Below are 11814 nucleotides of genomic sequence, written 5' to 3'. Positions count from 1 at the left end.
CGCCGTCCTCCGCGAACAGATGCCCGGATTAGTACCACCACTCCGAGCGAAAATCGTCGTGCGCGTAGTGGTCGCGCGGCAAGTCGATCCCGTTCTTTTCCGTGATGCGATCGTAATCCACGGCTTTCAGGCAACCGACCGCGGCCAACGCGAGGAACACCAACCAAACGCTTTTTCGCATCAAACTATGTTTCCTTTCGTCGCATCCGCGCCATGATAATCGTGATCGCCAAGCCCAGCAGGCCGAGGGCCGAGACCAGCCAAGCCGCCGCCCGCAGCTTCGTGCTTCCGAACCAAAATTCGACGTCGAAGTCCCCCGCTGGCAATGTCACGTTGACGAGTCCGTCCCGATCTCCGGCCGCTGTTGTCAGGTCGACTCCGTTGACCCGCGCTCGCCAGCCGGGGTACCAGAAACGGTGCAATTGCAGGTCGCCCGTTTCCCTCATCGTGACCTGCGCCCGATAGCGACGCGGCCCGACACGTTCGATGTCGGTGACCGTGCCCCGCGGTGCGGTAATCCGATTCGCCGCCGGGCGGCGCGGCAATAGTTTCACGCCGGCGGGCAGGAAATCGTCGCGCGCGGTGGCGTTGATCCGCGTGTTTCTGATGTGCTCGATGCCGAATTCATCCGCCGGGCGTGCGAATTGTTTCTTCTTGACGCGTTGGTCATATGCCGCTTGGCGATAGCCGCGAAATCGCTGCTGCTCGCGGTTATACAAGAGGTGCTTAGCGTAGGTGTACGGGAAGTACGTCACCAGCGGCAACGCAATAAAACAGAGTGCGAGCCCCAATCCGACGCCTTGTTTCACGTGCTCGGCCAGCCACTGCGCCACCGGCGCCGCCACGAGCGAGGCTGCCAGCGCCGCGGGCAACAGAAAACGCCAAGGGAACTGCACGAAGGCGAGTAACGGGATCAGTCGCCACATCGGCTCCGATACCGCGTGGCACATTGCTAATGACGCAAGCAGCGCGCCCCACCAGAAAAAGAGCGTGCCGCGCCACTTTTGGGACCAGACGAGCACCCAAATCGACGCCGCTAAGCCCACCCAGTGAGCCAAACCCAGTTGGAAGGACATGGTGTCGTCCAACCCGGCCCGCGACCCACCGTGTCCCCAGGTCAACGAGAAGAATTGCTTGAGATAAACGAAATGATCCCAATAGACGAAGTAGCCCTGCGTCAAGCTGCGCTTGGATTGCACGAAGCCGGTTTCGGCAATCGCCGGCAGCCAGAAGAACGCGGCCAGCAGCAATCCCCACAGCCCGGCGAGCGCGCCGTACAGCGGGCCGACGTAGCCCTCGCCGCGATGCCGGATGGTCAAGAATATCCACCATGCGGCCAGCAGCGGAGCTGTGATCATCGCCGTGATGTTGTGTGTCAGCAGCAAGAAGGCGCAACCGATCGCGCCCGCCGCCATGCGTCCGGGCGAGCGGTCCCGCACCGCGCCCAGGATTCCCCACAGCGCCAAGGGCAGCCAGGCGAAGGCCACCGCTTCGCCGAAAGCATGCCGCGCCAGCACGTCGGTGAGGTGGTAGGGGGCCATCACGTAGTACGTGCCCGCCGCGGCCGCCGCCCAGGGGCCGAAAAGTTCCCGCGCCAGCAGCGCGGCGAAAAGCCCGGAGAGCAAGATCGTCAAGCCGTGGGTCAGCTTGATGGCCACGGGCACACCAGCCCCCAGCAGCACGAACAGTTCGGTGATCCAATAGGTCAGCGGTGCGTAGAAATGAAAAAGCAGGCTGCCGTGCCCGGCGTAGAAGGCTTCGGCGAAACGCGGCCACACATCGCCCTCGCGGACCGCCGCGTCCAAAACGATCTGGCGATAGAAATCCATGTACGCGCTGTGTCCGGCCAGCATCCCGGTGTTCCACCATTCGCGCGTGACGACCAGCGTCGCCGCCACGACAAAGAGGTAGGGCCAGGAGTCTTTGAGCCGCTCGCGCAAACCATCGCCTTTCATATTTGGATCGGTGACATTTTGAGGAAATTCGGCCCCGGGGCCAAGCCCGGTCTATTGGGCTTCCGGATACCCGCCCTCGCCCTTGAATTCATCCTCGGCGACGCCCTTCTCGAACTTGTAGCCGCGCCGCTCGGCCTCGGCGACGTAGCTTCCCTCGGCGAGACGAATTTCGTTGTCGGGTCGGATGACGATCGCGCCCGCGCCGGCCACCGGGCAGACCGTCTCGCACTGCCCGCAACCGTTGCACCGCGTGCGGTCGACGTACGGGCGTCGCTTACCCTGTTCATCTTGCACGAAAAATATCGCGTTGTACGGGCATGCCTCGTCGCACACCAGGCAGAATCGTTCCCCCGCCCATACGACGCAGCGCTGCTGATCGATCACCGCCGTGCCGATTTTCGCATATCGTTTTTCATAGAGGTCCAGCGGGCGGATCGCGCCGGTGGGGCACACCGATCCGCAGACGTTGCACCCTTGGTCGCACGGTCCGACGCGCATCCGGTGCAGCGGCGACCATAGCCCCTCCAGGCCGCTTTCGAACCAATCCGGCTGCAGCGTATTGGTCGGACAAGCTTTCACGCACTGCCCGCATCGGATGCAGCGTTTGCGAAACTCGTCTTCCGGTAGTGCGCCGGGCGGGCGCAGCAAGGTGTCGCTTTGTACGGCCCGCGCCGGGCTGCCGTGAAACAGCAGCGCGCCGAAAGCGCCGCCGGCCAAACCGGCCAGCAGCCGCCGCCGTGTCAAATCCAGCGGCCGCCCCAGGCGAAGCAAAGGCGAACCCGGGCCGAAACGAACGACGTGCAGGTGACAATCGGTCACGCAGCGATTGCAGTTGATGCATTCGGCGGGGTCGTATTCGAACTCGTTTTCGCCGATGGCTCCGGTTTCGCAAACGCGCCGACATTTACCGTCGTGGTCGCACGCCGCGCCGACGTGCCGCGGAAAGGGAGTCAGCCGCGCCGCCAGCCCCAGCAACGCGCCGAGCGGGCAGACGCTGCGGCACCAAAAGCGCCGTTGCACGCGGTTGAGCCACAGGATACCCACAAGCATGATCGCGGCGACGATCGCCCCCGAAGACAGCAGCGGCTGGTGCAGGTCGAGATAGTACAGAGTCAGCCAATCCGCTTTACCGGCCAACGGCCGCATGGCGTCGAGCCCCGCATTACCGACAAACGCCGTTGCCGGGTGCAGAAGATACGCGCTGATCCGCGTAAACAGGGCGATGGGGTCAAAGAGGAAAGCCAGCCCGTAGCCGGCGGCCGCCGCGGTCATCACGATCAGCAGGTGAACGTACTTGAACCACCGGCCGACTCGTTCGTGGTTGCGATAGCGCCGCTTCCCTTTGCGCTGAAGCAGGTCGTCGGCGAGTTCGATGGTCGTTCCCAGCGGGCAAATCCAACCACAGAAGAACCGCCCGAGCAGCGCCGTCGCCGCCAGAATGACGAACGCCGCACCCAACCCCGCCACGGCGGTACGGGCCGCGAGCGAGGCGCCGATAAGCAGCAGCGGGTCCATCCGTAAGAACAATTCAACGGGCACCGGTGTTTTCAGCGGGTACGTCGTCAAGCCGATCAGAACGAAGAAGACCAGCAGGAAGAAAAGCTGAAAACCGCGGCGCACGCTCATCACGCCACCGTCAGAATCGGGATCCAGGCCGTGGGAATCGTGCCCACCCCGGCCTCGGCCGCGAGTCGAATGTGCGGCACATCCTGTGGTTTGAGCGCGCGTCCGTTCCACTTGGCAAGTTGCACTGCGACGCTGTCGATGGCGACGTGATCGGTACCGCCGATGATGGTGAACAATTCCTTGATCTCGCCGGGGCCGCCGGGGCCGCCGGTGGTCAGCGCGCGCGTGGCATCAAGAATAATCAGCTTCGGTTGGATATACGTGGCGAAGTCGGCGATCGCCTGGTGCAGGTCCATATCGGCGTGCCAGGTGCGGCGATTTTTGACGGCGCCCATCCAGTTTTTCAAGCTGAAGGACACCAAGGCTCCGCCGTGGCTTTTCGCGACGGGCACGTTGATCAGACAGTCGCACTCGAGAATCGGGCGCATCACTTGGGCTTTTTTCAATTGCTTGCCGCGCGGAATCACCACCTCGGCGAAATAGCGCGCGTCTTTGAGCAATTTGACGTGTACGTCGTCGAGTTTACCCAGCACTTCTTCGTACCCGTTGCGCGCCGCGCACGCGATGGCGGGATGCACGGGGTTGTCGAGCACCTGCACCGACTTCGCGCCGGCTTCCAACGCCATGATCGCCAGCACGCGCACGACATTGGGGTCGGCTGTGGCAGCGCGCAATGGCGGCACCGCGAAACCCATATTCGGTTTGATAACGACTTTGTCGCCCTTGCTCACAAAGCGTCCCATACCGCCCAGCGATTCGACGACTTTCTTGACTGTCTCCAATTGTTTGCCTTTGTATGCCACGATCGGCGCCCCGGCCCGGGCCTGAGTCGGCAACACGGCCCCGGCCGCCGCCACGGCCATCGCCTGTAATACTTGTCGACGCGTGAAATCCATTTGTTGCTCCTTCTTTGCTCGTTGGGTCATCATCGCCGAAACGAGCGGCGTCTTTCAACAGCGGTCGGCGATTGCGACGACCTCGCAACAAACTCACTTCAACGCGGCGATCGCCTCGCGCAGCCGCTCCACGAGCACGTAGTCGTTGCCGGTCATCGCGCCCATGCGCACGTGCGGTTTGGTCTCCATGCCGTGAAAATCGCTGCCGGCGGTATGTAGCAAACCGAAGCGCCGCGCCGCATTCAACCAGTACGCGGTTCGTTCGGCGTCGTGATACGAGCAAATCGCCTCGATGCCGACAAGTCCCGCAGCAATCATTTTTTCCAGCGCCTCCAACGGAATTCGATTCGGATGCGCCACGACGGGAACCGCCCCGACCTCGCGCAATCGGGCGATCGCCTCACGGGTCGGCAAGTTGGCCGCAGCCACGTCCGCCGGTCCGCCTTTGGCCATGACCTCAAAATAGAAGCGAATGTAAGCGTTTTCGTCCGCCGCCACATTCAAATAGGGCTGCACGAGGGGATGCGCGAGGTTGGCCGCGTGCCGCACGAGCACGTTGAAAAAGGTCGACCCGGTCGGCAGGCGTCCACTGGATTCGGCAAGCACTTCATCCAGCGTCAGCTCCAGCCCCAGCTCGACGAACTTGGCCACTCGACGCGCGGCCTGCTCGTGAAACAGGGCGGTGATCTCGTCGAACCAGGCGCGAACGTCGGGACGTTCCGCGTCGACCCCGTACCCGAGCAAGTGGAGTTCGAGACCGTCCAGTTCGGTGTTCAACTCCACAGCGGACACGAACTCAATGCCGGTTTCGCGACTCAGCCGCCGTCCTTCCGGAAGCGCCGCGAGGGTGTTGTGGTCGGCGAAGGCGATACATCGCAAGCCCAATTCGGCGGCCATCGCGAATAGTTCAGCGGGCGTGTGCTGGGCGTCAGCGCTGGCGTCGGTATGCAGGTGCAGATCAATCATTCCCGGTCCTTATGCGTTGCCCCCGGCGCGTCACCGGGCTAAGCTAAGATAAACCATTCGCTCTTGGTGACACAAGAAAGGGTTCGCTATGGTACGTATCGAAATCCTGGTGATTGGTCGTGAGATTTTAACCGGCCGCACGTTAGAGGCTGACGGCAACTGGATTGCCAGGCAGATTTCTTCCATGGGCGGCCGCATCGCGCAGATTTCGGTTATCGACGACGATCAACACGAGATCGCGGCGCGGCTTCACGAGGCCCGCGAACACGGCGCCGATCTGGTTATCACAACCGGCGGCCTCGGTCCGACTTACGACGACGTCACGGCAGCCGGTATCGCCCAAGCGTTGAACGTGCCTCTCGTTCTGCATCAGAGCGCCCGCGATTTCATTGAGGATAAATACCTCGAACTGCATCGCAACGGCATGGTGGAACGCGGTGATTTAACGCCGGAGCGCGAGAAAATGGCCATGCTGCCGCAAGGTGCCGAGTGGATCGATAACCCGGTCGGCGTCGCGCCCGGCATTGCCGTCACCGATAACGGCATGGAAATCGTCGCCCTGCCCGGCGTGCCGAGCGAACTGTACACCATGTTCGACCTCGCCCTCGGTTTGAAGTTGGCGCGCACCTTCGGCGATTCCGGGTTCGCGGAACTCACGCTGGCGACCGAACAACACGACGAGTCGGTACTCAGCCCCATCATCGAAGCCTTGTCGGCCAAGCATCAGGGCTTGCACATCAAGTCGAATCCGACGTATTTCGGCGACGTGGAAGGGATCAGCGTGACGCTCTCCGCGTATGCGCCGACGCAAAACGCGGCCGAGGCCACAGTTCGGCAGGCGATGACGGAAATGGAAGCCGGTTTGGCGAAGCAGCAGGAAACCGACGAGTAATCGCCTATTTCTCCGCTGAGGGCAGCGGTCCGACGCGGGCAATCACCATTCGTTGCAGGTCGATGTACTTGCGGGCGGCCTTCGCCACTTGCTCCGAAGTCACCTTGCGAATTTTCTCCGCTTGCCGCTGATGCGCGCGATACCCCAGGCCGAGCAATTCGTTCAAGCCCATGGTCAGCGCGATCGATCCCGCGGTTTGCAGATCGAGTTGCAGACTGCCGATCAGCATGCGTTTGGCGCGCTCGAATTCTTTCCCCTTCGGCGGCTTGGCAACGACCCGCTCGAGTTGCTCCAACAACGCGTCCTGGGCGGTCTCGGCGGTTTGCGGACCGGTACCGATGTAGACTCCGAATGAACCGCGCTCGATGCCCTCGCGGTGAAAGCTGAAAACGCTGTAGGCCAGATGCTTGCGGTCGCGCAATTCCATGAACAGCCGGCCGCCCTGGCCCGACAACGCGGCATTGAGCACCTGCAAAGCGTATTCGTCGGATTGGCCGATGCGGCACCCCAGGAAACCGACAAGCAGATGCACTTGTTCCTTGTTCATCGTGCGATCCGCGGTAAGCACGCCTTGGGGAGGCGTCGGGGCGGCGATCTTCGCCTCGCGAAATATTTTTTTCCGCATTTTGCCGAAATTCTCCTGCGCCTGTTCCAACACTTCCTCGAAACGCACGTCGCCGGCAATGGAAATGATCAAATTCGCGGGGCTGAGTAAACGCCGCCAATACTTGGCGAGGTTTTCGTTGTCGAGCGATACGAGACTGTCTTCGGTTCCCAGCAGGTTCCGTCCGTAAGGATGGCTCGGGTAAAGATGTTCCAGGAAGAGATCGCGCACGACTTGAGAGGGCGAATCGAGCCGCTCACGCACGTGCCCGATGAGCTCCTCCTTGGCGCGTTTGAGCTCGGTCGGTCGAAAGGCCGGCTGCAACATGGCTTCGGCAACCAGGCCCAAACCGATGTCGAAATCACGAGATAAGAACTCGGCGGCCACGCCGATGGAATTGTACCCGGCCACACCGTGCACGGCGCCCGCCATACCTTCGACGATTTTCGCGAACGAAATGGCGCTCTTCTCCTTCGTTCCCCGAGCCAGCATGTTGGCCGTCAAATTGGACAGGCCGTGTTCGTTTCGCGGCTCGTAACGCGCGCCCCCGAGCATCAGCGTGCGCATGGCGACGATCGGCGCGTGGGCTGTTTCCTGCACGAGCAGGGTCACGCCGTTGGCGAGCACGGTTTTTTTCAGCCGTCCGCGCCGGCCTTTTTCGCCAACGAGCGCCGGCGAGGGAGCGGGCGGCCGCGGCTTGGCGGTTCCCCTTTTTTCCCCGTCGACGAGTTGGGCCATCTTTTGCGACATGGCGTCCAGTTCGCGCGGGTGGAGACTGTAATTCTTGGGAATAAGAGCCGTCGCCGTCAGATTATGGTGGCTCAATACCTTTTGCGCCGCGTCGCGCAGTTTTTCGCGGTTAGCGGACATGACGCGCTGCAAATACTCACGCACCAGGTGAATATCTTCGGTCATGATGACCGAATACCCGAGCGCCTGGCAGATGCCGCCGGCGGTCTCGCGGCGTCCGATGAACGAGGCTTCGATACTGCGGCGCGCGCGGTCGAATTCATCTTCGCGGACCAGTTCGGAACGCAGTCGGTACACTTCGGTCAGGATGGCGGAATACGCTTGGCGCAGCAGGTCCGGACTGGTCACGGCGTCGACGCCGAACACGCCGGGGTCGCGCGGGGCAAACACGTGGGCGGATACCTCGTGCACGAGCCCCTTGATCGCTTTGACCCGGTGTTCCAGCCTCGAACTGTACCCGTGGCCCAGAATAATCGAGAGCAAGTCTAGTTCCGCCGCCAGCGGTTCGTCCCATTTGGCTCCGTGCCACGCCAGATACAGATGCGCGGTGCGGATGGGATCTTGAATCACCTGGCCACGGAATTTCGTTTGTGCAGGTTCGACTGCTCGCTCAAGCCTACGGACCGGAGCCGCATCCATGGATGAAAAGAGTCGTTTGATGAGCTTCAACGTGGCGTCGGTATCCAGGTCGCCGGCCACAGTCAGCACCATATTATCGGGGCGGTAATACTTGGAATAAAAGCGCAGCACGGCGCGCCGGTTGGTTTTCTTCAAGACGCTGGGCAATCCCAGAATCGGTCTCCCGTAGGGATGCGCTTCGAATGCTTTGGCCCAACACGCTTCCGAGACCAGGAAATTGGGTAGGTCGCGATAGAGCTTCATTTCCTCCAAGACGACCTGTATTTCTTTTTTGAGTTCCTTGCTGTCGAAGGCGGCCGACGACATGGCATCGGCGAGAATATCCAAGCCGACCTTGAGTTCGTCTCGGCCCAACGTGAGGTAATAGCAGGTTTGGTCGTAGGAAGTGAACGCGTTGATTTCCCCGCCGGAGCCTTCGATCTCGGCGGCGATCTCGCCCACGCCTCTCCTTTTCGTGCCCTTGAAAATCATATGTTCGTGCAGGTGCGCCAAGCCGGCTTCCCGCAGCTTCTCGTCGGCGCTTCCCACGCCCACCCATACGGCCATCGACACGACCGGCGCAAAGCGCACTTCCTGCACAACGACCCGTAGGCCGTTGGGCAAGGTTAGGAGGACGGGCTCGCCTGACTCTCGATTCCGGCTGCTTGTGTTTTTTGCCACAGATCTTCCCTCACCATGAGATTAACGTGCCATCCGGGAAAAACCGGATAGGTGCCGAATTCGTGGTATTCGGCTTTGTATTGCTCGGCGTATTTCTTTTTTTCCTTATTCCGCACAATCACGACCGCGCTATTGACCGGCTTTTTGTTCGGGTTGCGCCCCACTTTCACCTTGCGGTAATCGTGCAGGTACAGTCGCCCCGGGTTCTTGGAACCCGCCGATAAATGGATCGGCAGTTTTTTCCCACGCCCATCCGCAGCGGCGATTCGGTCGAGATCGTCGATCAAGTCCTCGTACTCCCGCACGGTTTGGACGTAAACGATCTCGTGCTGCCGCGGTCGGCTTTGATCGTTGTGGTTGTAGTCATACTCGTGAAAATTCACTTTGTACGAATACGCTCCCTGCACGACCAGCGCCGCCAACGCCGCACCGGCCAAGACAGCCCGCAGCCAGTTTCGCGGCAGCAGGCGCCACAAATCGTTCAGCCCGTCGGCCGCCAGCAAAATCACCGCGATGCCTATGGTCAACACGCACCACGGAGTCTTGTACGGAATCGCGCTGTACAGTCCAAGGAGTCCCACCGCCACAATCGCCAGCACCAACGTCGTCGGCTTCCGCTTCCAAACGCCTCGCACCAGCGCCCAAGCGGCCAAAGGCAGCGCCGGCCAATAGTACGTCACCAGTAACTCGCCGAAATAGTACCACACTTTGACGTGAGTAGCCTTTTTTACGCCCGTTTCGAACCAAGGCATATAGGCCCGGAAGAAGTCCACCGCCCCCTGCGGATGGGACAAAAAGCTCGTGAACAACAGCACCCAAAGGGAAACGGCGATGCCTACGCCCCAAATCACCGGATGAAAACTCTCGCTTCCGAACAACCGCCCCACGGCCAGCGGTTCTTTCGTGCCGCCATAGGTCGAAGCCAGCCACGCGGTCACGATGGCCGGCGCCATGACCAGGACGTTGAACGCCGTGGTCTCTTTGTTGGCAAAACCGACCACCCACGCGACATAAAACGCGACGATCAACCACGGTCCGCCGCGCCGCGAAGCACGAAAAAAGGCCCAAAGCATCGCAACGGTCGCAAAAGCGAAGTAGACCTCGTGAATAAACGTTCGGTCGAAATATACCGAGGCCGGGTTAATCGCCAGCGCGGCCGCCGCAAAAAGCGCCCCAATTTCGCCGAGAATCGGGCGCATTAGCAGGAGCAGTAGGACGGTTAATACGCCGAAGAGCGCCGGCGTAAAGCGCAACGCGGTCTTGGAATATCCGCCGATCAACGCCGCCGGTAAGCCCGCGAAGTACAAAAAGGGGCCATGATACGCGGTCGGATTGTAGTGATAGACGCTTTTTTCGACCAGTTTTTTGGTAAATGCGTAGTTGACGCACTCGTCGTGATGCGCTGGTTTCAAGCCTAATTGAGCAAAACGGAAGGTGACCGCGGTTAACAAAATAATTGCGGCCAACGCCCAAAACCATCGACTGGAGTGATTCATCGGCGCATCTTGGCATAGGCCATCAAACCGGTCAACGGGAAGCGTCGGCCGAACGTGGAGACTGAAATATCTTTCCGTATCAAGCAAATCCGCACCATGCCTGACAAAGTACTTGAACAATAGCGCCATTCCCGGCTATGATGCATGGGGGTGGTGAATCCCTTGACATTGTGAACGCTTACTCGCAATGTAACGGGGTTTTGTATTAATTGATGAACAGGCGTGAATCACCGTTCCATACGGATCGGCGACGATAGACTGCAAGGATCATTTGAATGATCTTAGATGCGTTATTCGGGATGTTCTCGAACGACCTGGCGATCGACTTGGGTACCGCCAATACCCTGGTGTACGTCAAGGGCCGGGGCATTGTGTTTTCCGAACCCTCGGTGGTCGCCGTGCAAAAAGACGTGCGCGGCATCAAGCGTGTGCTGGCCGTGGGCAAGGAAGCCAAGATGATGGTCGGCAAAACGCCGGGCAACATCGTCGCCATCCGCCCGATGCGCGACGGCGTCATCGCCGATTTCGAGGTCACCCGCGAAATGCTGCGCTACTTCATCCGCAAGGCGCACAACCGCAAAACCCTGGTACGTCCGCGAATTATTATCTGCGTTCCCTACGGTATTACCGAAGTTGAAAAGCGCGCCGTACGGGAGAGCGCCATTTCGGCCAGCGCCCGCGAAGTGTATCTGATCGAAGAGCCCATGGCGGCGGCGATCGGTGCGGGCCTGCCCATCACCGAACCGTCGGGCAACATGATCGTCGACATCGGCGGCGGCACGACCGAGGTGGCGGTGATCAGCCTGGCCGGTTTGGTACACTGCCAGAGCGTGCGGGTGGCCGGCGACAAGATGGACGCGGCGATCATGCAGTATCTCAAACGCAAGTATAATTTGCTGATCGGCGAATCGACCGCCGAACGGATCAAGATGACCATCGGCACCGCCTACCCGAGTGAAGAAGTGATGACTATGGCCGTTAAGGGCCGGGATTTGGTGGCCGGTATCCCCAAGACCATTGAGGTCAACAGCGACGAGATTCACGACGCGCTGATCGAGCCGATTAACACGATCGTCAATGCCGTTCGCGTCGCGCTGGAGCGTACGCCGCCGGAGTTGGCGGCCGATATCGTTGACAAGGGAATCGTACTGACCGGCGGCGGCGCGTTGCTCAAACACCTGGACATCCTCTTACGCGAGGAAACCGGACTTCCCATCAACATTGCCGACGATCCCCTGGCCGCGGTGGTGTTGGGAACCGGCAAGGCGTTGGACGAATTGGACCTGTTGCGTCAGGTCAGCATCCAGGGCTGATCCTCCCGCCGCGCCGG

Annotated in this window: 9 protein-coding genes; 2 read left to right on the top strand and 7 right to left on the bottom strand. The window is 60.8% G+C overall.

All coding sequences use genetic code 11. The features are described from left to right. Positions 1 to 28 precede the first annotated feature (28 nt). From P9L99_02965 to P9L99_02945, 5 genes are all read right to left on the bottom strand, one after another. Entirely contained in the window at positions 29 to 181 is a 153-nt protein-coding gene (locus tag P9L99_02965; protein ID MDP8222295.1) for a hypothetical protein, read from the bottom strand. 4 nt (positions 182 to 185) lie between these two features. Further along, positions 186 to 1955, bottom strand: coding sequence for a hypothetical protein (locus P9L99_02960; protein MDP8222294.1), 1770 nt, complete (start codon positions 1953 to 1955; stop codon positions 186 to 188). A 51-nt stretch (positions 1956 to 2006) separates the two neighbouring features. Continuing rightward, entirely contained in the window at positions 2007 to 3581 is a 1575-nt protein-coding gene (locus P9L99_02955) for a 4Fe-4S binding protein (GenBank protein MDP8222293.1), read from the bottom strand. Further along, positions 3581 to 4477, bottom strand: a complete 897-nt coding sequence (locus tag P9L99_02950; GenBank protein ID MDP8222292.1) for a DUF362 domain-containing protein — start codon at positions 4475 to 4477, stop codon at positions 3581 to 3583. Before P9L99_02950 ends, P9L99_02955 begins: the two co-directional genes overlap by 1 nt. A gap of 93 nt (positions 4478 to 4570) precedes the next feature. Next, positions 4571 to 5443 carry a PHP domain-containing protein gene (locus tag P9L99_02945; protein ID MDP8222291.1) on the bottom strand — a complete coding sequence of 291 codons (873 nt, stop codon included), beginning with the start codon at positions 5441 to 5443 and terminating at the stop codon, positions 4571 to 4573. An 88-nt stretch (positions 5444 to 5531) separates the two neighbouring features. Here P9L99_02945 and P9L99_02940 point away from each other — a divergent pair, with 88 nt between their 5' ends. After that, positions 5532 to 6335, top strand: coding sequence for a molybdopterin-binding protein (locus tag P9L99_02940; GenBank protein ID MDP8222290.1), 804 nt, complete (start codon positions 5532 to 5534; stop codon positions 6333 to 6335). 4 nt (positions 6336 to 6339) lie between these two features. On the opposite strand, the gene P9L99_02935 is transcribed toward P9L99_02940, so the two are convergent. Both P9L99_02935 and P9L99_02930 read right to left on the bottom strand, forming a co-directional pair. Beyond that, entirely contained in the window at positions 6340 to 8988 is a 2649-nt protein-coding gene (locus P9L99_02935; protein MDP8222289.1) for a pitrilysin family protein, read from the bottom strand. Next, positions 8934 to 10484, bottom strand: coding sequence for a TIGR03663 family protein (locus P9L99_02930; GenBank protein ID MDP8222288.1), 1551 nt, complete (start codon positions 10482 to 10484; stop codon positions 8934 to 8936). The genes P9L99_02935 and P9L99_02930 overlap by 55 nt, the downstream gene beginning before the upstream one ends. Before the next feature lie 275 nt (positions 10485 to 10759). On the opposite strand from P9L99_02930, the gene P9L99_02925 reads away from it, so the two are divergent. Next, positions 10760 to 11797 (top strand): rod shape-determining protein, encoded by a 1038-nt coding sequence (locus P9L99_02925; protein ID MDP8222287.1) that lies wholly within the window; start codon positions 10760 to 10762, stop codon positions 11795 to 11797. Positions 11798 to 11814: the final 17 nt, after the last annotated feature.

It is taken from the genome of Candidatus Lernaella stagnicola (assembly GCA_030765525.1).
Taxonomy (GTDB): Bacteria; Lernaellota; Lernaellaia; order Lernaellales; family Lernaellaceae; genus Lernaella; species Lernaella stagnicola.
This window is presented reverse-complemented; position numbering and strand designations above follow the sequence as displayed.

What these genes read in the sequence shown, in the direction of transcription:
- P9L99_02965 (MDP8222295.1), bottom strand. Translation starts at nt 181, where the DNA reads ATGCGAAAAAGCGTTTGGTTGGTGTTCCTCGCGTTGGCCGCGGTCGGT.
- P9L99_02960 (MDP8222294.1), bottom strand. Translation starts at nt 1,955, where the DNA reads ATGAAAGGCGATGGTTTGCGCGAGCGGCTCAAAGACTCCTGGCCCTAC.
- P9L99_02955 (MDP8222293.1), bottom strand. Translation starts at nt 3,581, where the DNA reads ATGAGCGTGCGCCGCGGTTTTCAGCTTTTCTTCCTGCTGGTCTTCTTC.
- P9L99_02950 (MDP8222292.1), bottom strand. Translation starts at nt 4,477, where the DNA reads ATGGATTTCACGCGTCGACAAGTATTACAGGCGATGGCCGTGGCGGCG.
- P9L99_02945 (MDP8222291.1), bottom strand. Translation starts at nt 5,443, where the DNA reads ATGATTGATCTGCACCTGCATACCGACGCCAGCGCTGACGCCCAGCAC.
- P9L99_02940 (MDP8222290.1), top strand. Translation starts at nt 5,532, where the DNA reads ATGGTACGTATCGAAATCCTGGTGATTGGTCGTGAGATTTTAACCGGC.
- P9L99_02930 (MDP8222288.1), bottom strand. Translation starts at nt 10,484, where the DNA reads ATGAATCACTCCAGTCGATGGTTTTGGGCGTTGGCCGCAATTATTTTG.
- P9L99_02925 (MDP8222287.1), top strand. Translation starts at nt 10,760, where the DNA reads ATGATCTTAGATGCGTTATTCGGGATGTTCTCGAACGACCTGGCGATC.